The organism is Bradyrhizobium sp. USDA 4510, assembly GCF_054059095.1.
This window is the reverse complement of record NZ_JBSSBT010000001.1, coordinates 4,267,787-4,291,236: the sequence shown is the minus strand read 5'-3', so window position 1 is coordinate 4,291,236 and position 23,450 is coordinate 4,267,787. Positions and strand designations below refer to the sequence as shown.

General features: G+C 65.7%; 24 protein-coding genes and 1 tRNA gene. 20 read left to right on the top strand and 5 right to left on the bottom strand.

Going from position 1 to position 23,450, the window contains the following annotated elements:
- Window positions 1–7 precede the first annotated feature (7 nt).
- Window positions 8–433 carry a tautomerase family protein gene (locus tag ACVMDN_RS19755; RefSeq protein WP_057020855.1) on the top strand — a complete coding sequence of 142 codons (426 nt, stop codon included), beginning with the start codon at window positions 8–10 and terminating at the stop codon, window positions 431–433.
- A 3-nt stretch (window positions 434–436) separates the two neighbouring features.
- Here the strand turns inward: ACVMDN_RS19755 and lipB are convergent, their stop codons facing one another.
- Window positions 437–1,165 carry a lipoyl(octanoyl) transferase LipB gene (lipB, locus tag ACVMDN_RS19750; protein ID WP_141342691.1) on the bottom strand — a complete coding sequence of 243 codons (729 nt, stop codon included), beginning with the start codon at window positions 1,163–1,165 and terminating at the stop codon, window positions 437–439.
- A gap of 60 nt (window positions 1,166–1,225) precedes the next feature.
- Between lipB and ACVMDN_RS19745 the strand changes: the two genes are divergently transcribed.
- The 3 genes from ACVMDN_RS19745 (at window position 1,226) to ACVMDN_RS19735 (ending at window position 2,274) form a co-directional block, all read left to right on the top strand.
- Entirely contained in the window at window positions 1,226–1,471 is a 246-nt protein-coding gene (locus tag ACVMDN_RS19745) for a FliM/FliN family flagellar motor switch protein (protein ID WP_021080574.1), read from the top strand.
- 93 nt (window positions 1,472–1,564) lie between these two features.
- Window positions 1,565–1,649, top strand: a tRNA-Leu gene (locus tag ACVMDN_RS19740).
- Between the two features lie 250 nt (window positions 1,650–1,899).
- Entirely contained in the window at window positions 1,900–2,274 is a 375-nt protein-coding gene (locus ACVMDN_RS19735; RefSeq protein ID WP_076831213.1) for a hypothetical protein, read from the top strand.
- Between the two features lie 6 nt (window positions 2,275–2,280).
- Here ACVMDN_RS19735 and ACVMDN_RS19730 read toward each other — a convergent pair whose 3' ends face one another.
- Window positions 2,281–3,660 (bottom strand): polysaccharide deacetylase family protein, encoded by a 1,380-nt coding sequence (locus tag ACVMDN_RS19730; protein ID WP_456835040.1) that lies wholly within the window; start codon window positions 3,658–3,660, stop codon window positions 2,281–2,283.
- Window positions 3,661–3,756: 96 nt separating this feature from the next.
- On the bottom strand, window positions 3,757–4,572 hold the full coding sequence (locus tag ACVMDN_RS19725) for a polysaccharide deacetylase family protein (protein ID WP_057020842.1): 816 nt from the start codon (window positions 4,570–4,572) through the stop codon (window positions 3,757–3,759).
- A gap of 84 nt (window positions 4,573–4,656) precedes the next feature.
- On the opposite strand from ACVMDN_RS19725, the gene mgtE reads away from it, so the two are divergent.
- A complete protein-coding gene (gene mgtE, locus ACVMDN_RS19720) occupies window positions 4,657–6,078 on the top strand; it encodes a magnesium transporter (protein WP_057020841.1) in 1,422 nt (473 codons plus the stop codon).
- 126 nt (window positions 6,079–6,204) lie between these two features.
- Window positions 6,205–6,525: a helix-turn-helix domain-containing protein gene (locus ACVMDN_RS19715; protein ID WP_028343385.1), complete on the top strand. Its 321-nt coding sequence runs from the start codon at window positions 6,205–6,207 to the stop codon at window positions 6,523–6,525.
- Window positions 6,526–7,298: 773 nt separating this feature from the next.
- Here ACVMDN_RS19715 and ACVMDN_RS19710 read toward each other — a convergent pair.
- Entirely contained in the window at window positions 7,299–7,826 is a 528-nt protein-coding gene (locus ACVMDN_RS19710) for a DUF6428 family protein (RefSeq protein WP_456835041.1), read from the bottom strand.
- 49 nt (window positions 7,827–7,875) lie between these two features.
- Between ACVMDN_RS19710 and ACVMDN_RS19705 the strand changes: the two genes are divergently transcribed.
- Genes ACVMDN_RS19705 through ACVMDN_RS19690 form a run of 4 tightly spaced genes read left to right on the top strand, consistent with a single transcriptional unit; the run spans window position 7,876 to window position 10,503 of the window.
- Window positions 7,876–8,235, top strand: coding sequence for an ArsR/SmtB family transcription factor (locus ACVMDN_RS19705; RefSeq protein WP_057020839.1), 360 nt, complete (start codon window positions 7,876–7,878; stop codon window positions 8,233–8,235).
- Entirely contained in the window at window positions 8,235–8,921 is a 687-nt protein-coding gene (locus ACVMDN_RS19700) for an aquaporin (RefSeq protein ID WP_456823037.1), read from the top strand. The genes ACVMDN_RS19705 and ACVMDN_RS19700 overlap by 1 nt, the downstream gene beginning before the upstream one ends.
- Window positions 8,918–9,340, top strand: coding sequence for an arsenate reductase (glutaredoxin) (arsC, locus tag ACVMDN_RS19695; RefSeq protein WP_057020837.1), 423 nt, complete (start codon window positions 8,918–8,920; stop codon window positions 9,338–9,340). The genes ACVMDN_RS19700 and arsC overlap by 4 nt, the downstream gene beginning before the upstream one ends.
- Window positions 9,337–10,503: an MFS transporter gene (locus ACVMDN_RS19690; RefSeq protein WP_316395081.1), complete on the top strand. Its 1,167-nt coding sequence runs from the start codon at window positions 9,337–9,339 to the stop codon at window positions 10,501–10,503. Before arsC ends, ACVMDN_RS19690 begins: the two co-directional genes overlap by 4 nt.
- Here ACVMDN_RS19690 and ACVMDN_RS19685 read toward each other — a convergent pair.
- Window positions 10,472–11,380: a LysR substrate-binding domain-containing protein gene (locus tag ACVMDN_RS19685; protein ID WP_057020835.1), complete on the bottom strand. Its 909-nt coding sequence runs from the start codon at window positions 11,378–11,380 to the stop codon at window positions 10,472–10,474. The two genes, ACVMDN_RS19690 and ACVMDN_RS19685, sit on opposite strands and share 32 nt — an antisense overlap.
- A gap of 80 nt (window positions 11,381–11,460) precedes the next feature.
- On the opposite strand from ACVMDN_RS19685, the gene psrA reads away from it, so the two are divergent.
- The 10 genes from psrA to ACVMDN_RS19635 all read left to right on the top strand — a co-directional run bounded on the left by psrA (window position 11,461) and on the right by ACVMDN_RS19635 (window position 23,242).
- Window positions 11,461–12,591, top strand: coding sequence for an iron-containing alcohol dehydrogenase PsrA (psrA, locus tag ACVMDN_RS19680; RefSeq protein ID WP_456835042.1), 1,131 nt, complete (start codon window positions 11,461–11,463; stop codon window positions 12,589–12,591).
- Window positions 12,592–12,616: 25 nt separating this feature from the next.
- On the top strand, window positions 12,617–13,864 hold the full coding sequence (gene phnA, locus ACVMDN_RS19675; RefSeq protein WP_456835866.1) for a phosphonoacetate hydrolase: 1,248 nt from the start codon (window positions 12,617–12,619) through the stop codon (window positions 13,862–13,864).
- Between the two features lie 26 nt (window positions 13,865–13,890).
- Window positions 13,891–15,339: a phosphonoacetaldehyde dehydrogenase gene (gene phnY, locus ACVMDN_RS19670; RefSeq protein WP_456835043.1), complete on the top strand. Its 1,449-nt coding sequence runs from the start codon at window positions 13,891–13,893 to the stop codon at window positions 15,337–15,339.
- A gap of 84 nt (window positions 15,340–15,423) precedes the next feature.
- Complete coding sequence (locus tag ACVMDN_RS19665) at window positions 15,424–16,740, top strand: MFS transporter (RefSeq protein WP_210262819.1); 1,317 nt, start codon at window positions 15,424–15,426, stop codon at window positions 16,738–16,740.
- A gap of 442 nt (window positions 16,741–17,182) precedes the next feature.
- Complete coding sequence (locus ACVMDN_RS19660; RefSeq protein ID WP_057020831.1) at window positions 17,183–18,487, top strand: MFS transporter; 1,305 nt, start codon at window positions 17,183–17,185, stop codon at window positions 18,485–18,487.
- Window positions 18,488–18,539: 52 nt separating this feature from the next.
- Complete coding sequence (locus ACVMDN_RS19655; protein WP_076834556.1) at window positions 18,540–19,316, top strand: maleate cis-trans isomerase family protein; 777 nt, start codon at window positions 18,540–18,542, stop codon at window positions 19,314–19,316.
- A 15-nt stretch (window positions 19,317–19,331) separates the two neighbouring features.
- Window positions 19,332–20,138 (top strand): GntR family transcriptional regulator, encoded by an 807-nt coding sequence (locus tag ACVMDN_RS19650; RefSeq protein WP_456835044.1) that lies wholly within the window; start codon window positions 19,332–19,334, stop codon window positions 20,136–20,138.
- Window positions 20,135–20,899, top strand: a complete 765-nt coding sequence (locus tag ACVMDN_RS19645) for an aspartate/glutamate racemase family protein (RefSeq protein WP_057020829.1) — start codon at window positions 20,135–20,137, stop codon at window positions 20,897–20,899. Before ACVMDN_RS19650 ends, ACVMDN_RS19645 begins: the two co-directional genes overlap by 4 nt.
- A complete protein-coding gene (gene hydA / locus ACVMDN_RS19640; protein ID WP_456835045.1) occupies window positions 20,899–22,311 on the top strand; it encodes a dihydropyrimidinase in 1,413 nt (470 codons plus the stop codon). Before ACVMDN_RS19645 ends, hydA begins: the two co-directional genes overlap by 1 nt.
- A gap of 46 nt (window positions 22,312–22,357) precedes the next feature.
- Window positions 22,358–23,242 carry an alpha/beta fold hydrolase gene (locus ACVMDN_RS19635; protein ID WP_456835046.1) on the top strand — a complete coding sequence of 295 codons (885 nt, stop codon included), beginning with the start codon at window positions 22,358–22,360 and terminating at the stop codon, window positions 23,240–23,242.
- Window positions 23,243–23,450: the final 208 nt, after the last annotated feature.

Here is a 23,450-nt window from a genome sequence, read left to right as displayed (position 1 = left end):
ACCGATCATGCCGCTCATCACCGTCACCTACGCGACCTCGCGCGAGAGGCCGTCGCTGAAGTCCGACATCGCCGCCGCCGTGTCGGACCTGACCGCACGGATTCTGCACAAGGATCCGAAGGTCACCGCTGTTATCGTGAGGTCGGCTGATGCCGGCGACTGGTTCGCAGGCGGCAAGTCGCTCGCCGAGCAGGGGCTTGCGAGCTACTGGCTCGACATCCACGTCACCGAGGGCACCAACACCAAGGACGAGAAGGCGGCCTATCTCGCGGCGCTGTTCAAGCGGATGGGCGAATTGCTCGGGCCGCTGCATACCGAGAGCTACGCCCATGTCGACGAGGTGAAGGGCGACGCCTACGGCTTCGGCGGCCTCACCCAGGAGCGTCGCTACATCGCCGGCAAGCTCGAGGTCGCGCCGCAGAAGGCGGCGTGAAGCCTATGACGTCGCTTCCGGCAGGCGCGCTGCGGTGTCGCCGAACACCTCGGCAAATGCCTGCCGGAGCGCGATGTCGACATCGGCCATCGTGACCGGCAGTCCGAGATCGAGCAGCGAGGTGACGCCATAGCGCGGATCGACCACGCCGCAGGGCACGATGGCCTGGAAGTGCGCAAGATCAGGCTCGACATTGATCGCGATGCCGTGGAAGGAGACCCAGCGGCGCAGCCGCACGCCGATCGCGGCGATCTTGTCCTCATGGCCCGGTCCCTTGTCCGGGCGCCGCACCCAGACCCCGACGCGGTCCTCGCGGCGCTCGCCGCGGACGTTGAAGGCGGCCAGCGTGCGGATGATCCATTCCTCCAGCGAAGCGACATAGGCGCGCACATCGGGCCGGCGCCGCTTGAGGTCGAGCATCACATAGGCGACGCGCTGGCCCGGGCCGTGATAGGTGACCTGGCCGCCGCGGCCGCTCTGGAAGGTCGGAAAGCGCGGCGCGAGCAAATCGTCGGCCTTGCCGCTGGTGCCGGAGGTATAGAGCGGCGGGTGCTCCAGCAGCCATACCAGTTCGGGGGCCGCGCCCGTCGCGATCTTCACTACCCGCTCGTCCATTGCGGCGAGCGAATCGAGGTAGGGCACCGCGCGGTCGGAAATCCGCCATTCGACCGCTTCGCCGCCCGAAGGGCGCGCAAAGGTCGTCAAATCGAGGCTTTGGCGGTCGTTAACCATTAGCTAACCCTAACGTGGTCAGGTGAACCCACAATCTAGTTCCCGTTCGGCGGTTCAGAAGTGCCCACCCTCGATAAAGTCAGCGTTGATCTCATGGTGGTCCTCGGCACCACCACGATGCCGATTCACCAGGTCATGCGGCTATCCCGCGGTGCCATCATCGAACTGGATGCCACCGAGGCCGACGAGGTCAAGATCCTCGCCAACAACCTGCCGGTGGCCAGCGGGGTGGTCCTGGTCGACCGCAACCGGATTGCGGTCGAGGTCAAGCAAATGCTGCCGAAATCTCCCGGGGTTCGCAGTTAATTCCCGCATTAATCGCCTTGTCCCTGCATCCGTGATTTGTTACATGGCCCCGTCGATCCGGCGGTGCCTTCGGGGTTCCATCCGGTATCCCAAGCGCTCGTGGCGGAATTGGTAGACGCGCTGCCTTGAGGTGGCAGTGGGTAACACCGTGGGGGTTCGAGTCCCTCCGAGCGCACCACACCTCAGCTGATCCTTGAAATCGCTGGACTTTTCGGAGCGTGGCCGCTCGCCGGCTATGCCGGCCCGTGCCTCCGGGGGCAGGTCCGACGAGTGCAGGCGGGTGACGTGGAGGTGCAGGTCGATGCGGTCATGTAACACCGGTCAGGTAGATTCGCGGATGCATGGCCTTACCGGTTTGGTGTTGCCGACCGAAGCCGACCGCTTTCCCCCAATCGCGCGGCTGCAAGCTTGCCTTACCGGAGCGCCTGATGATCTTTGCGAGCTACGTCTACCGTGTGGTCTCCAACTTCGTGTTCCTGGGGCTGGTCTATTTCACGCTGAACCTTCTGGAGAAGTACGAGCAGCGCGCGACGGTCGCAATTCTGGTCCTGGTCTATGCGGCGATGCACGCCTTTTCCGGCCTGCGCTCGTTCTATTTCTTCCAGCGCATCGAGCGCCTGGAGGGTGAGACGCGGCGGCTCGCCGCGGCGGCCGGCGAGGGGCCAAATGCTGTCGCCTCGCGCAGGCAGATCGTCGCCGATGTCACCGTGCTCAGGCATGCCGGCGAGATCAAATCCTATATCGATATCTTCTTCCTGGCGCTGGTGATCCTGCTCTGCGTCGCCAAGATCGTGGCCAGCTAGATCACGTCAATCAGGCACGCGCTTGCCGGCCGCCGCCGCCTCGGCGCGCGGCGTGCGCTTCTTCACATTATTGGCGACGTGGACTGACGCGTTGTCGGCAGCCGGCGGCGCGACATGCAAGGGCGCGCCGTGGCCTCGGCCGTGCGCCGGGGCGGGTCCCTGATGCGCAGCCTGCTTCGGATGCCTGGCCTGGCGCGCGGAGAACGCCTGCGCGCGCGATACGCCAACGCCAATTGTCGCACGCTGCACGAGGCGGCGATTGGCCGCCGATCGGGCTGCGAGCAGGGTCAGGTCGAGCGCTTCGGGAACGCGGAACACGTCGGGCGCCGGGACCGGCATTGTCGGGACGGATGCGAACCGCGCAAGCTGGGGCTGCGGCCACAGCGTGCGGACGGGCATCGCGACCCGGGTGCGCTGTGCGTGGTCGAGGATGTCGGCATCGCGCCAATCCATGTCGGCAAGCACCGGGGCAGGCAGCGTCCGCGTCGCGGTGAAGACGAAGTTCGGAATCCTGGGCCAGCGCGTGGTCGCCACCGTCTCGGTCGGCGGATGCAGGTACCATTGCTGCGGCTGGGTCGGCGTCGCCGGGCGATCGGGCGTTGCGGGCACGACATGAACGATCCGGTAGCCGCGCTCCTTCAGCGTGTTGAGGATGCGCGGCAGCGCCGCAACGGTGCGCGGCTGGATGTCGTGCAGCAGCAGGATGCCCTTGCGCTTGGCTTCGATCCGCTGGATCGCGAGGTCATAGACCCGCTGCGGCGAGATGTGGCGCCAGTCGTCCGCGGGGAAGTCGGCGCTCCAGACCTGAATGCCTTGGGACGCCAGATAGGCCTCCGGGATCTCGGCGCGCATCAGGCCGGGAATCCGGAAGAACGGCGCGAGCTTGCTCTTGTCGCCATTGAGCGCGGCGAGCGTCGAGGCGATGCCGTCGTCGACCTCCTGCCGCACCTTCTCGAGCGGCATCTTGTTCATCGTCAGCGGATGGTTCTGGCTGTGCGTGCCGACGGTATGTCCGGCCGCGATCAGCTTGCGCACGCCCTCCGGATTGAACCGGGCCTGGGAGCCGATGGTGAAGAAGGTCGCCTTGACGCACTGGCTGGCGAGAATGGCCAGCACCTGGTTGCTGTATTTAGGTAGCGGCCCGTCGTCGAAAGTCAGTACCACTTCGTGATCGGCGAGCGGCAAGGTCTCCGGGTACTGCATGGTGCCGATCCGGGGATGCTCCTTGGGATCGACGACGAGGGTCCGCGAGGTGCCGAGTGCGTTGGGGTTAGGGCAGTCTGCGGCGAGGGCGGCGTACGGCGTCATCAAGCCGCAGCCCAGCAGCGCCGCGCGGACCACGGTCCGCGACCGCTTCCGGATCACCACCAAGACGTTTGCAATCATCGAATCTCGGCCGCATTCCAAACGCACTGACGAATCCTTAGGTGCGGCGCCATGAATGCCGCCTTAACGGTCTGTAATCCACCTAGCGTCCCGGGTTCAATGTGTCCGGTCGGACACGGTTTTCAGCGCCGCCGGGACGATGTGGACGACGTGGTATTTATGCTCCTGCAGGTACCTCAAGAAGGCGGGCAGCATCTCGGCTGTCCGCATTTGCGGGTCATGCAGCAGTATAATTCCCTTGCGGTGGCCTTCGAGCCGCCCGGTGAGCAGCTTGAGTTCCTCCTCGGGGGTCATCTTGTTCCAATCGCTGGCCCAGAAATCGGCTCCGAACACCGCGATACCGCGCTTTTCCAGATGGTCCAGCAGGGCGGGTGTCGATTCGAAATAGGGGAACCGGAAGAATGGCGTGCTCGGGACCGTGCTTGCGGTGCCGCGCAGGGCCTTCTGGACCGCTTCGATCCCCCGGTTGATGTTCGCCTCGGCCTGATCCAGCGGGAGCTTGTTGAGATGCGGATGGTCCCAGCTGTGATAGCCGATGCTGTGGCCGAGGCGCGCGATCTTGCGGACCATATCGGGATGATCGGCCGCGTTGCGGCCGACCATGAAGAAGGTTGCCTGCACGCATTCGGCCGCCAGCGCCGTCAGCACCTTGTCGGTGACCCCCGGCGTCGGTCCGTCGTCGAAGGTCAGCACGACCTCGCCATCCCTGAGCGGCAGGGTCTGCGGAAAGCTCTTCAGCCCGACGCGCGGATAGGTCGCGGGGTCGACCTCGAGTACACGTGAGGTGCCGAGCGCGTCCTTGCGCTGGCATTCGGCGGCGTGCGCCGAGCCGAACAGTGCAACAGGCGCGAGCGCGACCAGCGCCGCGAAAGCCTTCCGGAGCGGTCGCGGTGCGCTCGACATCTTTCTCATTGCACTGGGCCCCACCGATTAGGTAATCCGTTCCGCACTCATCCAACCAGTTTTTCCCCTCCTGTCAAACCGGCGAAACACGGCATGGCCGAGAATTTCGACGTTGCCGAACCCGCCGAGGCCGATCCGCTGGCCCGGATGCCGATGCGGGACGAGGAGGGCGAGCTCCGCGGCGAATTCGTCGCGGCGATCACCCGGGCCATCCACGCCGCCGACCGGCCGTTGCTGTGCGAGGTAGTGGCGGAACTGCACGAGGCCGATCTCGGCGACCTGATCGTGGCGCTGGAGCCGGTCGACCGCGTCACCCTGGTCGAGATCACCGGCACCGATTTCGACTTCTCGGCGCTCAACGAGGTCGACGAGACGGTCCGCGAGGAGATCCTAGAGGAACTCGAGCCGGAGACGGTTGCCGAGGGCGTCCGCGAGCTCGAATCCGACGACGCCGTCGAGCTCCTGGAGAGCCTCGACGAGGAGGACCAGGAAGAGATCCTGGAAAAGCTGCCGGCGGCCGAGCGCGAGGACATCGAGCGGAGCCTGCTGTACCCGGAGAATTCCGCCGGCCGGCGGATGCAGACCGAGTTCATCGCGGTGCCGCCGGATTGGAATGTCGGGCAGGCGATCGACTATATGCGCGACACGCCGGATCTGCCGGATCGCTTCTATGAAATATATGTGGTCGATGCCGACAAGCACCTGCTGGGCGTGGTGCCGCTCGACGTGCTGCTGCGCACGCGCCGCCCGGTTCCGATCAAGGACCTGATCGACGAGGACCGCCGCCGGGTCTCCGCGCTGGAGGACCAGGAAGAGGTCGCGCGGATGTTCGGCAAGTACAACCTGGTCGCAGCTCCCGTGGTCGACACCATCGACCGCCTGGTCGGCGTGATCACCATCGACGACGTCGTCGACGTGATCGAGGAGGAGGCAGACGAAGACTTGAAGGCGCTCGGCGGCGTCACCAGCGACGAAGAGCTGTCCGACACGGTGTGGACCATCGCCCGCGGTCGCTTCAACTGGCTCTTGGTCAATCTCGCCACCGCGTTCCTGGCCTCGTCGGTGCTCGGTCTGTTCGAGGGCCAGCTCGAGAAGATGGTGGCGCTTGCGGTGCTGGCGCCGATCGTGGCGAGCCAGGGCGGCAATGCCGCGACCCAGACCATGACGGTCGCGGTGCGCGCGCTCGCCACCCGTGAGCTCGGCCCGTACAACGCGATGCGGGTGGTGCTACGCGAGACCATGGTCGGGCTCGTCAACGGCATCGCCTTTGCCGTCATCACCGGCGTCGCCGCGGTGGCCTGGTTCAAGATCCCCGGCCTCGGCATCGTGATCGGGCTTGCGATCATCTGCAACCTGGTCGCCGGCGCGCTCGGCGGCATCCTGATCCCGATGGTGCTGGAACGGGTGCGGGCTGACCCCGCGGTCGCCTCCGGCACCTTCGTCACCACCGTCACCGACGTGGTCGGCTTCTTCTCCTTCCTCGGCATCGCCACGCTGTGGTTCGGCCTCAAGTAACGCGCTCGCGGGCAGGGCGGCGCATGGTCCGGGCGCGAGCCGCGCCGGGCCGCTTATCGTTAATCCGAACTTAACGCGCTTCATCGATGATGCCGCTATCTCCAAGCGGCCATCACGGGGGCCATCATGCAGCGGTTGCGGCTCAAGGCGGACGGACGGATCGTCGAATTGCGCGACGGGCAGGAAATCCCGCTCGTGCCCGCACATCCCGACCAGGCGGCGATGCAGCCTGCGGCAGCGCAGCCGGCCGTACGCGATCTGCGCCGCCGGGCCCAGCTCACCCAGCTCGAATTCGCCGCCAAGCTCGGCGTGCCGGTGGAAACCATCCGCAACTGGGAGCAGGGCAAGCGCGCGCCGCGTGGACCCGCCCGCGCGCTGCTCGCCGTGATCGCCCATTCGCCGGAGACGGTGTTCGCCGCGCTGTCGAGCGAGCCGACGGCGGCTTGAGCGGGTAGGGCGCGCTCTATCATCGCTGCAATCTCGGTGTCGTCCCTGCCTAGTGCGCAATTGCGCACGGGAGCAGGGACCCATACTCCGCGGCCCGTGTTGTGAACGGGACTCGTTCGTTCGACCGTCCCGCAACAATGCCGATCTGTGGTTATGGGTCCCTGCTTTCGCAGGGACGACAGCGAGCGTGTTGCGCGAGCTGTGAATCAAGCTTCCGCGTCCTCGCGACATGATCTGCCCGAGCTTTGCTTTGTGTTCCGCCCTCTCTTGAACAGAGGGCGCAGGGAAAGCCGGGTGCCGATCGCACCCATGGGCCCCGAGCAAAAGGTAGAAAGCTCGGGGGTAGGACCACAGGTGTAACCGGAAACAACCCGGCTTTCCCTGCGCGATGGGTTACGGCTTATACGTGCTCTCCCCGGCGAGACTGGGCTTTTTTGTCGCCGCCCTCGCAAACGCTTGCGCACTTTGCGAGAGGACACCTGCCGCTAGGGCGTCAGGCCTGCACGATTTCGCCGTCCGCATCATGCGCACTCGTCAGTTGCGCTTGCCGCGTCCACCGCATCTCACCGCAACACCCGTGACGATGCGCAGCGCCCCTCGATCGGGTGAGACGCGTTATTCATACACTGAGTTGCGCTTCGGATAAAGCGAAATATTTTTGCTTCGGAGGCTTGACCTGTCGGGCAACTCAGTGATCGGCAATTTCCGGGCAGTCTTGCCGCGAGCGCCAATCCGCGTGACACGTCTGGCCATATCAGACGTTCAAGCATCCATCACCCGCAGCACGGCTGTTTGGCTTTCGGTGCGCAGCAGAACTGCTGGTCCTGGAGCCATCGGTCGCGCGGCTTGCAGCTCGACGGACGCGCCGAGAGATAGACGCGGATCGCCGCGTCGCCGGCATCCATGCGTTCGGCGCGATAGATCTGCATCGGCCGAACACCGTCGCTCACCTCGAACGTCAGCCGGGCTTGCGGGTCGAAGCCGACGGCCTCGTCGACCTTGCGGATGATCGCAAGAAATTTTCCGGCCGGCATGTGACCGCGGTTTTCCTCCTCGATGTCCCAGAGCTGAATGAAGGTCTCGCTCCAGCTCTCCGGGCTCGCGCCGCAATCGAGCGCCCTGAACGAACCGGTCTTGACTTCGGTCACGTGGTAGCTGGGGCGGACGTCCCGGCCGTCGTAGCTGAAGATCAGCGGTTTCTCCTTGTGCGCCTCAAGGCCGGAAAGGAGGGCCGCGGATGACAGCTCTTCCACCGGAAGCAGGGCGCCGACGATCGAACGGGTATTGGCAAGCGTGTCCATGGCTGTTATCCTCATTTCAACGATTGTTGAATTGTAGGATTATCGAAAGATGGAGGAGCGTCAAGCCCGAACCGCCTTCGCCGCGTTGTCGCAGGAAACGCGGCTGCGGATCGTGCGGCTGCTGGTCCAGGCGGGTCCCGAGGGGATGGCCGCGGGGGCGATTGCGGAGGCGGTCGAGGTGTCGCCATCCAACGTGTCGTTCCATCTGAAGGACCTCGAGCACGCCGGCATGATCGTGCCGCGCCGCGAGGCGCGCTCGATCATCTACTCGGCGGATTTCACCGGTTTGCGTGACCTCATCGCCTTCCTGATGAAGGATTGCTGCGCGGGCCACCCGGAGATCTGCGCGCCGGCGCTCGCCGCCGCCCAGTGCAAGCCTTCCACCAGCAAGAAGAAGGCGCGTGCGTGATGCGCGATTTCGATCTGCCACGGCGCCTTGTGGCGGAATGTCTCGGCACGTTGCTTCTGGTCGCGACCGTCGTCGGCTCCGGCATCATGGCAGAAACCCTGACCAAGGACGTGGCCCTGGCGCTGCTCGGCAATACGCTGCCGACCGGTGCCATCCTGGTGGTGCTGATCACGATCCTTGGACCGATATCCGGCGCGCATTTCAATCCGGCGGTGACGCTAGTGTTCACGCTCAAGGGCGAGCTCCGCCCGCCGCACGCCGCGCAGTACGTCGCGGCGCAGGTGCTCGGGGGAGTCCTGGGTGCGATGATCGCGCATGCCATGTTCGGCCTGCCGCTCCTGGAGTTCTCCGCCAAGGCGAGGACCGGGTTCCCGCAGTGGTTTGCGGAATTCGTTGCCGCGTTCGGACTGGTTGCAACGATCATCGGTGGCGTGCGGTTTCGCGAGGCCGCTATCCCATGGCTGGTCGGGCTCTACATCACCGCCGCCTACTGGTTCACCGCCTCCACGTCTTTCGCCAACCCAGCCGTTGCCATCGCGCGATCATTCACCGATACGTTTTCCGGTATCCGCGCGCAGGACCTGCCGGGATTCATCGTCGCCGAGATTCTGGGGGCGATGGCCGCGCTGGCGCTGATGACGTGGCTCCTGCGGCAGAGCGAAACGAAGATGGAGGCAATCCGATGACGATCACGATCTACCACAATCCCGATTGCGGGACGTCGCGCAACGCGCTGGCCATGATCCGCCAAAGCGGGGAGGAGCCGGAGATCGTCGAGTATCTCAAGACGCCACCCGCGCGCGACACGCTGATCGCGCTGATCAAGGCCATGGGCATGACGCCCCGCGCGCTGCTCCGCGAGAAAGGCACGCCTTATGCAGCGCTCGACCTTGCCAATCCGAAATGGAGCGACGACGAGTTGATCGATTTCATGATCGCGCATCCGATCCTGATCAATCGGCCGATCGTGGTCTCGCCGAACGGCGTGAAACTGTGCCGGCCGTCCGAGGCTGTGCTTGAACTTCTCGCCACTGACATTGGCCAATTCGTCAAGGAGGACGGAGAAGTGGTCCCGCCCAGGACGCCGGGTGCGCGCGCCGGATGAGCCGCCGTGCAGACAACGTCCTGATTGTTGCGCTCGGGACCACGCAAACCCTTGCCTGGGCGTCGAGCTATTATCTGCCCGCCATCCTCGCGGACCCGATCGCGCGGGACCTCGGCATCTCGACCAACTGGCTGTTCGCCGCGTTCTCGATGGCGCTGGTGATCTCCGGGCTGCTCGGTCCGCGCGTCGGCCGCCAGATCGACCGGATGGGCGGACGCGAAGTGCTCTGCGCGTCCAACCTCATCCTGGCGTCGGGGCTGATCCTGCTCGGGCTGTCGCAGGGCGGCGTGCTGATGGCGGTGAGCTGGCTATTGCTCGGCGTCGGCATGGGCCTTGGCCTGTATGATGCCGCCTTCGCGGCGCTCGGGCGCATTTACGGCAACGCCGCCCGTCGCTCCATCACCGGCATTACATTGATCGCGGGCTTTGCCAGCACGATCGGCTGGCCGCTGAGCGCGTGGGGGCTCGCAACCATCGGCTGGCGCTGGACCTGTTTCGGCTGGGCTGCGGCGCACATCCTGATCTGTTTGCCGCTCAACGGCCTCCTGATCCCCAAGCTGAAACGGGAGCATCGGATCGCGGCCGACACGCCGAAGCCGCACATTGCCATCGACCGCGCCATGGTGTTGCTCGCCTTTGCCTTCGCCGCCGCCTGGAGCGTGACGTCGGCGATGGCGGTTCATCTGCCGCGAATTCTGGAGTCGCTCGGTGCGACGCAGGCGCAGGCGATCGCGGCGGGCGCACTGATCGGCCCGGCGCAGGTGGCGGCACGCATTGTCGAAGCGAGCCTGCTGAAGCGCTTCCATCCGCTCTGGTCAGCGCGCCTGGCCTGCATCACACATCCCTTGGGCGCCTGCGTCATCGGCCTGTTCGGCGGTGGCTTCGCGGGGGTGTTCGCGCTGTTGCACGGTGCCGGAAACGGCATCCTGACCATCGCGCGCGGCACGCTGCCGCTGGCGATATTCGGTCCGAAGGATTACGGCTACCGCCTGGGACTGCTCGGCGCGCCGTCGCGACTGTCTCAAGCCCTCGCGCCCCTCATATTCGGATTCCTGATCTCGCCGCTCGGTGGCTACACGCTTGCGGTCACATCGGCTCTGAGCTTGGCCGCGCTGCTGGCGCTGTTCGCGCTCAAGGCCGGGCCGAAGACCCCCTCGCGGTAGCATCACGCCCCTTCATCCGCCGGACCGTGTCGATGAACGCCTTGATGATCGGGGAATGGCCGCGTCCGCTGTGATGCGCGATGCTGTACTGGGTCTTGATGGTGCGGTCGCTGATCTCCAGCGCGCGCAGATTGGGATGCGGCACGAATTCGAAGTCGGCGACGACGCTAATGCCCAGGCCGCGCTCGACCGCCTTCCACACACCCTCGCGGCTCTCGATCTCGAACACCGGTTCGATCCTGATGCCCTCGGCCTGCATCGTCGCCTCGAACGCGCGCCGCGTGGTCGAGCCGCGCTCGCGCAGCACGATGGGCTGGTCGGCCAGCTCGCGCAGCCTGACCGATTTGCGCTTGAACCAGGGATGGTCGCGGTTGACGAACACGATCACGCGGTGCGTGCGGTAGGGGATCATGGTGACGCGCGGATCCTCCGGCACCTCCGCCAGGATCGCGACGTCGGCCTCGAAGTCGACGATGTGGCGGAAGGTGCGTTCGGAATTGCCGAGCAGGGTCGAGATCTGCACCTCCGGATGATCGCGCTTGAACGCCGCGATGATCTCGGTGGCATGAAACGGCCCGACGGTCGCGACCCGCAGATGGCCCTTGGTCGCCTTGCCGTGCGCGGCCAGGAGGTCGTGAGCCTCGTCGCAGAACGTCATGATGCCGCGGGTGATCTCGAACAGCGCGGCGCCGGCCTCGGTGAGCTCGGTATGCCGCGGCTTCCGAATCAAAAGCTCGACGCCGTAGCTCTCCTCCAGCTCCTTGACCTGGATGGTCAATGTCGGCTGGCCGACGTTGAGCACGCGCGAGGCCGCGGTGAAGCCGCCATGGGTGGCGACCGCGTGGAAGGCGCGAAGCTGGCTGAACACTATTGACATAATCAATAGAACGCATCCGTAGAATGAATTTGTCAATAGCAGCCGGCGCCGTACCTTCGCGCCAAACGGAGGACGCGCGGATGGACTGGACTTATTCCAACCCGGTGAGGATCGAATTCGGAGCCGACAGCTTCGACAAGCTGCCGGGGCTGATCGGCAAGCGCGCCTACGCGCTCGTGACCTATGGCGAGCCGATCTTCGACGAGCTCGAGCGGCGGCTGCGCGCCGCGGCGGGACCGTCTGTCCTGACCATTCGCGACGTCGCGCCCAATCCGGACTACCGCCTGCTTACCGAGCAGACCGCGCGCTTTGCCGGGCTCGCGAGGCAGCCCGAGGTGATCGTCGCGCTCGGCGGCGGCTCGGTGATCGACTCCGCCAAGGTGTTCGCGGCCGCCGGCGGCGACTTCGCGACCGTCAAAACCTATCTGGAGACGCAGCAGGGCGCCGAGCGCCTCGCGGCGATCCCGATCATCGCGGTGCCGACCACCGCGGGCACCGGCAGCGAGGTGACCTGCTGGGGCACGGTGTGGGACGAGGCCAACGGCAAGAAATACTCGCTGGCGCGTCCGTCGCTTTATCCGACCCACGCGGTGATCGATCCGTGCCTGATGCTCGGCAAGCCGCAGCTTCTGACCGTCAGCACCGGGCTCGACGCGCTGTCGCATGCGCTGGAGAGCATCTGGAACGTCAACAACAATCCGGTGTCGGCCAACCACGCGGTGGCCGCGGCACGCAGCATCCTCGAGGTGCTGCCGAAGCTCGCCAACGACCTCGGCAATCTCGAACTGCGCAGCCGCATGGCGCAGGCGGCATTGTTCGCAGGCCTTGCGTTCTCCAACACCAAGACCGCGATCGCGCATTCGCTGTCCTATCCGATTACGCTGCGGCACGGCGTCCAGCACGGCATCGCCTGCTCGTTCTCGCTGCCGATGGTGCTGCGCAGCGTCAAAGGGGCGGGCGGGCTCTGCGAGGACAGCTTGAGGCAGATCTTCGGCGCCGACCTGGCCCGCGCGGCCGACGATCTCGAGGACTTCATGGCGCGGCTCGGCATCTCCTGCAATCCGGCCGCCTACAGGATCGAGCGCGCCGAATGGCACGCGCTGATCGCGGACTCGCTGGAGGGCGAGCGCGGCCGCAACTTCTTAGGGTCGAAGGAACGGCTGATCGAGGCAGCGCAGACGCAGCGGATGCCGAGCGCGGCGAACGCGTGACGACGGCGCAGTGACGAGGAGAGGCATCATGCAAGACAATCGTAAAACCATCACCGTGAACGGGCGCGATTACGAGGCGCCGACGCGGCCAACCGTCGTGATTTGCCTCGACGGTTCGGAGCCCGGCTATATCGAGCGGGCGATCGAGGCCGGCGTCGCGCCGACCTTCGCGCGCTTCATGAAGGAGGGCGCGCACGTCCATGCCGCCAGCGTGATCCCGAGCTTCACCAATCCGAACAACCTCTCGATCATCACCGGACGTCCGCCCGCGGTGCACGGCATCGCCGGCAACTACTTCTACGACACGGCGAACAACGCCGAAGTCATGATGAACGATCCGAAGTTCCTGCGCGCACCGACCATTCTCGCCGGTGTCCACGACGCCGGCTACAAGGTTGCCGCCGTCACCGCCAAGGACAAGCTGCGCACCTTGCTTGCGTACGGTCTGGACTATTCCAGCGGCCGCGCCATCGCCTTCTCGTCCGAGAAGGCCGACCAGGCCACCAGGGCGGCGAACGGCATCGATGATGTGCTCGATTTCGTCGGCCTGCCGCTGCCCGAGGTCTACTCGGCCGATCTGTCGCGCTTCGTGTTCGCGGCCGGCGTCAAGCTGGTCGAGCGTTACCGTCCCGATCTGATGTACCTGTCGACCACCGACTACATCCAGCACAAGGTCGGGCTCGGCACCAAGATCGCCAACGACTTCTACGCGATGATCGACGGCTATCTTGCGAAGCTGGATGCGCTCGGCTGCAACATCGTGGCGACCGCCGACCACGGCATGAACGACAAGTTCCTGCCCGACGGCAAGCCCGACGTGATCTACCTCCAGGACGTCATGGACGACTGGACCGGTACGGGCGCCGCACGCGTGATCCTGCCGATCACCGATCCCTATGTCGCCCATCACGGCTCGCTCGGCTCGTTCGCGACCATCTACACACCGGAGGGCGCCAACGTCGATACGCTGCTGTCGCGGCTGCGTGCGACCGGCGGCATCGAGGTCGCGCTGACGCGCAACGAGGCTTGCGCGAGGTTCGAGCTGCCGCCGGACCGGATCGGCGACATCGTCGTGATCTCCACCAGGCACAAGGTGCTCGGCACCAGCGAGGCGCGTCACGATCTCTCAGGCCTGACCGAGCCGCTGCGCTCGCATGGCGGGCTCACCGAGGAGCGGGTGCCGCTGATCGCCAACCGCAGGATCGCGCTGCCCGCCGGTCACGCCCTGCGCAATTTCGACGCCTTCGACGTCGCGCTCAACCGCATCCAGTGACGCATTCGGACCCCAAGGACAGTGCCATGAACATCCAGAGCCCGGCCGTTCGCCATGAGCAGATGCGGATCGCAGGCAGCCTCGTCGACACCGACGAGCATGTCGAGGTTTTCAGTCCCTACACCAACAAGGTGGTGGGCACGGTGCCGGCGGCGCGGCCGGAGCATGTGCGCAGCGCCTTCGCCAAGGCGGCCGCGTTCAAGCCGAAGCTGACGCGCTACGAGCGCCAGCGCATCCTGCTGCGCACCGCCGAGATCCTGGCCGGGCGCAAGGAGGAATTCGCGCGGCTCATCACCGCCGAGTCCGGCCTGTGCTGGAAGGATTCGCTCTACGAGGCGGGCCGCGCCTACGACGTCTATTCCTTTGCCGGCCAGCTCGCGATCAAGGATGACGGCGAGACGTTCTCCTGCGACATCAGCCCGCAGGGCAAGGCGCGCAAGATCTTCACGACGCGCACGCCGCTGCTCGGCGCAATCTCGGCGATCACGCCGTTCAACCATCCGCTTAACATGGTGAGCCACAAGATCGCGCCGGCGATCGCGACCAACAACCGCGTGGTGCTGAAGCCGACCGAGCTGACGCCTTTGACCGCGCTCGCGCTCGCCGACGTGCTGTACGAAGCCGGGCTGCCGCCGGAGATGCTGTCGGTGGTGACCGGCAATCCGCATTCGATGGGCGATGCGATGATCACCGATCCGGACGCCGATCTCGTGACCTTCACCGGCTCGGTCAGGGTCGGCAAGCACATCGCCGCCAAGGCGGGCTACAAGCGGCTGGTGCTCGAGCTCGGTGGCAACGATCCGCTGATCGTGATGGAGGACGCCGACCTCGACAAGGCGGCCGAGCTCGCGGTCACCGGCGCCACCAAGAATTCCGGCCAGCGCTGCACGGCCGTGAAGCGCATTCTCTGCGTCGAGGCGGTCGCCGACGATTTCGCCGCGCTGGTGCTGACGAAGGCAGGCAAGCTGAAATGCGGCGACCCGATGGACCCGACGGTCGACGTCGGCACCGTGATCCATGAGGGCGCGGCGAAGGAATTCGAGCGCCGCGTCAATGCCGCCGTCGCCGACGGCGCCGAGCTGCTGCACGGCAACGCTCGCGACGGCGCGCTCTATCCGCCGACCGTGGTCGACCGGATTCCCTACACCAGCGAGCTGGTGATGCAGGAGACCTTCGGACCTGTGATCCCGATCATCCGCGTGCCCAACGACATCGACAGCGTGATCCGGATCTCGAACGCGACCGCGTTCGGCCTGTCGTCCGGCGTCTGCACCAACCGGCTCGACTACATCACGCGGTTCGTCAATGAGCTCGACGTCGGCACCGTCAACGTCTGGGAAGTGCCGGGCTACCGGATCGAGATGTCACCGTTCGGCGGGATCAAGGATTCCGGCCTTGGCTACAAGGAAGGCGTGCAGGAGGCGATCAAGAGCTTCACCAACGTCAAGACCTATTCGCTGCCCTGGCCGGCATAGGGACGTCCGAACGAGGGCCGCACGCGGACAACAAGAACAACGCGGCGGCCGACTGCAATCACCAATCAATCAGGGGAGGCCTTAATGTCGATCACGTTCAGTCCATCGGGCGTCGGCTCGGTCGGAGTGCAGAATCCGGAGCTTGCGACATCGTTCCGCCGCGCGCAGTGGCGGATGCTGTTCGCGGCGATGTTCTGCTATCTGTTCTTCTACACCGGGCGGCAAACCTTCGGCTTCGCCATTCCCGGCATCCAGGCCGAGTTCGGCGTCACCAAGGAGGCGCTGGGCTGGGCCAGCGCGGCGCTGCTCTGGTGCTACGCGGTCGGGCAGGCGATCAACGGCAATCTCGGCGACAAGTTCGGCGGCCGCCGCGTGATGAGCGCCGGCGCGATCCTCTCCTTCATCATGAATTGGGCCACCAGCCTGTCGACCGGGATCGTCAGCCTCACCGCGTTCTGGGGCATCAACGGCTATTTCCAGTCGATGGGCTGGGCGCCGGGCAGCCGGCTGCTGTCGAACTGGTGGGGCCGCCACGAGCGCGGCACGGTCTACGGGCTCTATACATTCGCGGCGGGGCTTGCCTCGGTGCTGTCGTTCGTCACCTCGCTGGTCGTGGTCGGCTACTTCCAGCTCGACTGGCGCTGGATCTTCCGCATCCCGGTGGTGCTGCTGCTGCTCGGCGGCATCGCGTTCTACCTGATCGCGCGCGAGAAGCCCGAGGACATGGGCTTTGCCTCGCCGCATGACGAGGCCGACGATGTCGCCTCTGCGGAAACTGCGGTCAGCGCCGATGAGGGCTCGCTGGCGCGCTACAAGGCGGTGCTGTCGAACTGGCGTCTTTTGGTCGCCGGCGTCGCGATCGGCTTCCAGAACGCGGCGCGTTACGGCCTCTTGGTGTGGGTGCCCGTGCACTTCCTCGGCAGCAACTGGGCCAAGGCCGGCGCCGCCTCGGTGATCGATCCGCGCTGGATCAGCATCGCGCTGCCGGTCGGCATGGCGGTCGGCGCGTTCAGCAATGGCTGGGTCTCCGACAAGGTGTTCGGCTCGCGCCGTTACCTCGCCATCGTGCTCTACATGGCGCTCGCCGCGGTCACCTCGCTGTGCATGTACGCGATCCCGACCTCGGACGTCGTTCTCGGGATGACTGTGCTGTTCCTGTGCGGGTTCTTCACCTACGGCCCGCAATCCTCGTTCTGGGCGCTGTGCCCGGATCTGGTCGGCCACAAACGGGCAGGGACCGCGACCGGGGTGATGAACTTCTTCGCCTATCTGTTCGCAGGTCTCGGCGAGCCGATGATCGGCCACTTCATGGACAAGCATAACCAGACGTCGCTGGTGTTCCTGGTGGTCGCTGTCTGCGCGACCTCCAGCGCGGTGGTGGCGGCCTTCATCCGTCGCTAGCTCACTCACTGCGTCCCGGGCAACGGCCCCGGGGGCGCCGCTGTCCGTGCCTACGTAGCCCGGATGAGCGAAGCGATATCCGGGGCTGGTTTTGTCCCCGCATGTCGCTTCGCTCATGCGGGCTACGCTCCTTTTTGCAGTGAGCAGAGCACCGAGGCGGGCGATTTGTTGCAGCGGCGACGCCGGGCCAATTCCCTGCAATCGCCTGCCTCGCGCGGCTGACCTGACGCCCAATTCCTGATCATCGGCTGCTCAATTGAAGCGCAAGATTGATAAAATATCGACTTATATCAATGAGATATATTAAATTGCATGCAGAATACAAAATGTGCTTGTCGGTTTGGCCGCCTTGAAGCAGACTTCGCGCAGGGCAGGAGAGGCCAGCGACCGTCAAGGACGAGGGGCGCGGCAGGGCAAAACAATCTGTCGGGAGGAGCAAGCAATGAGCGATCAGGTGTCCACCATCGCAATGGCAGATGCGGCAAAGCCTTCAGGCGTGCGCTGGAAGATTTTCCTGCTGATGCTGTTCCTGATTTCGATCAACTATATCGATCGCGCCTCGCTCTCGGTCGCGATGCCGGTCATCGCCAAGGAGTTCGATATCGATCCGGCGATGCAGGGCCTGATCCTGAGCTCGTTCTTCTGGACCTATGCGCTGATGCAGGTGCCGGGCGGCATGCTCGCCGATCGCTTCAAGCCGCGCATCGTGATCGCGCTCGCGACGCTGTTCTGGGGCTTCTTCCAGGCGCTGGCGGCGCTGTCGACCAGCTGGATGCTGCTGCTGCTGACCCGGCTCGGGCTCGGCGCGTCGGAAGCGCCGATCTATCCGGCCGGCGGCAAGCTCAACGCGATCTGGATGACGCAGACCGAGCGCGGCCGCGGCGCCACCTTGCTGGACGGCGGCGCACCGCTTGGTGCGGCGCTCGGCTCGATCGTGATCGCCTGGTTGATGGCGGCGTTCAGCTCCTGGCGCGTCGCCTTCGTCATCGCCGGCGTCGGCACCATGCTGTGCGGGCTGTGGGCCTGGTACTACATCCGCAACGTGCCGCGCGAGCATCCGTCGGTCAATGAAGCCGAGGCGCGCTATCTCGAGGAGGCGCACGCGATCGAGGATGCGGCGACGCCGCCGTCTTCGGGCGCAAGCTGGATGGCGTATTTCCGGTTTCGCTCGGTGTGGTGCATGTGCCTCGGCTGGATGTTCTTCAACACCACGTTCTACGGGCTGCTGACCTGGATGCCGACCTACCTGTTCAAGGTGCACGGCTTCGACATCAAGGCGCTGGGCGGCGCGTCCTTCATCATCTTCTTCGCAGGCTTCGTCGGCGAACTGGTCGGCGGCTGGATCGGCGATAACTGGCGGGAGCGGGGAGGGTCGCCCAACACCGTGTTCCGCACGCTGTTCGGCATCGCGGCGATCATGGCGACGGTGTCGATCTTCCTCGTCGCCTACGTCACCAACGCGGTTGCGGTCGTGGTGCTGCTGTCGACGACGCTGTTCTTCCTGCGCTGGTGCGGCATGTACTGGGCGATTCCGTCGGCGCTGGCGGGCCGCGGCAAGTCCGGCTTCCTCGGCGGCTGCATGAATCTCGGCGGCAACATCGCCGGCATCACGACGCCGCTGATCGTCGGCTTCATCGTGCAGGCCACCGGCTCCTATTTCCTGGCCCTGATGTATTTCGCCGCCGCGGGCATTGCGCTGTTGATCTGCTCGACCCTGATCGATTACAGCCGCAAGCTCCCGGTCTAAAACGGATGCGGCCGAATCCGCCAAGGATTCGGCCGCTTGATGAGGCTCACCAATGACACGTCCCGTCCGGCTCGGCATGCTGACGCCGTCGTCGAATACCGCGCTCGAGCCGATCACCTGCGCGATGCTATCGGGCGTCGACGACGTCTCGGCGCATTTCTCGCGCTTCAAGGTGACCGAGATCGCGCTGTCGGAGCAGGCGCTGCGCCAGTTCGACGCCAGCGAGATTCTTCGCGCGGCCGAGCTGCTGGCGCATGCCAAGGTCGACGTCATCGCCTGGAATGGCACCTCGGCAAGCTGGCTCGGTTTCGACCGCGACGAGAGCCTGTGCGAAGAGATCACGGCGGCAACGGGTATCAAGGCCTGTACCACGGTGCTGGCCTATCGCGACGTGTTGCGGCGGATCGGCGCCAGCCGCATCGGGCTGGTGACGCCGTATCGCAAGGACGTGCAGGAGCGGATCGTCGCCAACTGGAATTCGCAAGGGCTGCACTGTTTTGCCGAGCGGCATCTGTCGCTGCAGGACAATTTCTCCTTTGCCGAGGTCAGCGAGGCCGAGGTCGCGCGGCTGATCGAGGAGGTGGTGCGCGAGGGCTGCGATGCCGCCGTCGTGCTCTGTACCAACATGCGCGGCGCCGGCGCGGCCGAGCGGCTGGAGCGCGGATTTGGCGTCCCGGTGCTGGATTCGATTGCGGTGACGCTGTGGGCATGCCTTGCCGCGGCCGGCTGCGATCCGTCGCGCGTGCAGGGCTGGGGCAGCCTGTTCTCGAACCCCGATCTGCGCGCGGCCGCCGCGATCCACGTGGGAGGGCGCGATCTCCAATCATGACAGTGAAGGCAAGCGGTGACTGAACCCAAGGCGACCAGACGTAACAAGGAACCCAAGCGCGCGATGACCGCGCTGCAACGGCGCCGTCTGCGCGTGCCGCGGGTTGGGCTGCACGAGCAGGCTGCGGCGCGGCTGCGCACCATGATCGTGCGCGGCGAGCTGGCGCCGGGGCAATCGCTGGGGGAGGCGGACCTCTCCGACGCGCTCGGCGTCTCGCGCACGCCGCTGCGCGAGGCGCTGAAGCAATTGGCGAGCGAGGGCCTGGTCGAGCTGCGGCTCAACCACAGCGCCGTGGTGGCGCCGTTCCGCCGTGCCGAACTCGCCGAACTGTTCGAGGCCGTCAGCGGCATCGAACGCTGCGCCGCCGAGCTCGCCGCACTGCGCATGGAGCCGGACGACTTCGAACGGCTCGCGGCGCTGCAGGACAAGATCGAATGGCATCACGGCCGCGGCGAGCTGCGCGATTATTTTCAAGTTAATCAGCAGATCCATTCGGCGATCGTCGGCTTCGCCCGCAATGCCGTGCTGAAGGCGACGCACGAGGCGCTGCTGGCGCGGGCCGAGCGGGCGCGCTTCTTCGCGCTGTCGGTGCTCGGCCGCTGGGATGAATCGGTGCAAGAGCATCAGGAGATTTTGTCGGCGCTGAAGGCGCGTGATGCGGCCCGGGCCGGGCAGATACTGGCCCACCACGTGCGCCGCACCGGCGAGATCGTCGCCGAGACGCTGGATGCCAAGGCAATGAACGACAAGGCGGACGACGCCGCGGCACCGGAGGCACCGGCAAGGCCACGCGGCCGCAAGACGAGGGACGTTGCGCCATGAAGATCCTGCTGCTCAATCCCAACACGACGGCTGATGTGACGGATCTGCTCCATGCCGCCGGCAGCAAGGCGGCGTCGGCCGGCACCGAGCTCGTGCCGCTCACCGCCGCGCGCGGCGTGCCTTATATCGCCACCCGCGCCGAGGCGCAGATCGGTGGTGCGATCGCGCTGGAGATGCTGGCCGAAGCCGGCCCCGGCGTCGATGCCGCTGTCATCGCGGCGTTCGGCGATCCCGGCCTGTTCGGCGCGCGTGAGCTGTTCGCCTTCCCCGTCGTGGGATTGGCTGAAGCCGCGATGCTCACGGCCTGCATGCTCGGCCGCCGGTTTGGTATCGTCACCTTCGCCGGCGCGCTGGCGCCCTGGTACGAGGAATGCGTCGCCATGCACGGGCTGAGCTCGCGCTGCGCCGGCATTCGCACGCTTGACGGTCATTTCCAGTCGATCTCGGAGGTGCAGGCCGAGAAGGAGGAGCTGCTGGTCGCGCTCGCCAACCGTGCGGTCGATCAGGACAACGCCGACGTCGTCATTCTGTCGGGCGCACCGCTTGCCGGACTCGCGGCAAAAGTCCGCGACCGCATTCCGGTGCCGGTGGTCGATCCGGTCGCGGCGGCGGTGCGGCAGGCGGAGACGCTCGCCGTGCTCAAGCCGCGCAAGGCGGTGGCCGGCACCTTCCGCCGTCCCGATCCGAAGCCGACGCGCGGGCTGGCCGAGCCACTCGCCGCAATCATCGAACACCGCTCACCGAAGGAGGGAACAAACTGATGTCCTTCGACACCATCATCCGCGGCGGCACCGTGGTGACCGCGGCCGACACCTTCGCCTGCGACGTCGGTATCCGCGGCGGCAAGATCACGGCGCTCGGCCATGATCTCGGCGATGCAGCCACGATCATCGACGCCACCGACCGCCTGGTGCTGCCCGGCGGCATCGACAGCCATGTCCACTTCGCGCAGCCGTCCGGCGACGGCATCGTAATGGCCGACGGCTTTGCCAGCGGCACGCGATCGGCGGCGTTCGGCGGCAACACCACCGTGCTGCCGTTCTGTCTGCAGGAGAAGGGCCAGACCCTGCGCGAGGCGCTGAAGCATTACCATTCGCTGGCCGAAGGCGAGTGCCATGTCGACGTCGCCTTCCATCTCATCCTCACCGATCCGACCGAGCATGTGCTGGGCCAGGAACTGCCGGCGCTTGTCGAGGACGGCTACACCTCGCTCAAGGTCTTCATGACCTATGAGGGCCTCGCGCTGTCGGACCGCGAACTGCTCGAAACCATGTCGGTCGCGCGCGAGACCGGCGCCATGCTGATGGTGCATGCGGAGAATTTCGACGCCATCCGCTTCCTGACCGACCGGCTCGAGCGCGCCGGTAACACCGCGCCGCGCTTCCATGCGACGTCGCGGCCGATCCCGGTCGAGCGCGAGGCCACCCATCGCGCGATCTCGCTGTCCGAGCTCGTGGACGTGCCGATCATGATCGTGCATGTCTCGAACCGCGAGGCGATGGACGAAATCCGGCGCGCGCAGCAAAGGGGCTTGCGGGTCATGGGCGAGACCTGTCCGCAGTACCTCATGCTGACCGAAAAGGATCTCGATCAGCTCAACATGGAAGGCGCAAAATACGTCTGCTCGCCGCCACCGCGCGACGTCGCCAGCCAGCAGGCTTGCTGGGAAGGTCTGCAACAGAAGGTGTTCTCGGTATTCTCGTCGGACCATTGTCCGTTCCGTTACGACGACCCGCAGGGCAAGCTTGCGCCGAAGGGACGTACCAGCTTCCGCTGGGTGCCAAACGGAATCCCGGGCGTGGCGACGCGGCTGCCGATCCTGTTCTCCGAAGGCGTGGTGAAGGGGCGGATCGACCTCAACAGCTTCGTCGCCTTCAGCGCCACCAACCATGCCAAGATCTACGGCCTCTATCCGCGCAAGGGTACGATCGCGGTCGGCTCGGATGCCGACATCGCGCTGTGGGACCCGAAGCGCAAGGTGACGATCCGTCACGAGTTGATCCACGACGGCGCGGACTACACGCCCTATGAGGGGCTCGAGGTCACGGGCTGGCCGGTGCTGACCATGGTGCGCGGCAAGGTCGTCGTCGATAACGGTACGCTCATTGGCGGCAAGGACCACGGCACCTATCTGCCCCGCGCCAAGCCGCCGAAGGCCGCGACCATTCCGTAACGCGACCAAATCCGTAACAAGCAAAGAGAGAAGGCAGGAGATCAACATGCCCTATGCTGTGACAGACGACCGAGTGCGGCTCTATTTCGAGGAGACCGGATCGGGGCATCCGGTGATCCTGGTTCACGAGTTCGCCGGCGACTTGCGCAGCTACGAGCCGCAGATGCGGCACTTCGGCAAGCGCTTCCGGACCATCGCCTACAATGCGCGCGGCTTTCCGCCGTCGGATGTGCCGGAGCAGGTCTCGTCCTATTCGCAGGCGCGCGCGGCCGACGATATCCTGGCGGTGCTCGATCATATCGGCGCGCCGAAGGCGCATATCGTCGGTCTGTCGATGGGCGGCTTTGCGACGCTGCATTTCGGATTACGTCACCCTGATCGGGCGCGGTCGCTATGCATCGGTGGCTGCGGCTACGGCGCCGAGCTCGACAAGCGCGAGACGTTTCGCGCCGAGGCCGACGTGATCGCGGGCATGATCCGCAAGGAGGGCATGCCGACCTTCGCCGAGCGCTACGCCTACGGGCCGACCCGCGTGCAGTACGAGAACAAGGACCCGCGCGGCCATGCCGAGTTCAAGGCCATGCTGGCCGAGCATTCGGCGGTGGGATCGGCCAACACCCAGCAGGGCGTACAGAAGGAGCGCCCTTCGCTCTACACGCTGGTCGACGAGATGAACCGGATCAAGGTGCCGACGCTGATCATCACCGGCGACGAGGATTGGCCTTGCCTGCTGCCGGGCATCCTGATGAAGCAGAGCATCCCGTCGGCCGCGCTCGCGGTGATGCCGAACTGCGGCCACGCCATCAACATCGAGGAGCCCGACGAATACAACCGGATCGTCGGCGAATTCCTGGCGCAGGTCGAGAGCGGCCGCTGGCCGCAGCGCGATCCGCGCGCGGTCAGTGCTTCGATCACTGGAATGAAGGGGTAGGCTTCACGCCGAGTTGAATCGCGGCCTTCATCCGCCACCAGACCAAGCATCCGCGCTTTTCGGGACACATCCCCGGAAGGCGCGGATTTTTTTCGGGCGTGAGCAAGCCGCGACGGCCGGCGGTGCACAACCTGTTCGCATGATTGCTGACTGCTGCAGTCATCTCCAACGCGATCCGTTCAATTCCATGTCTTGTGACCGAAACCGC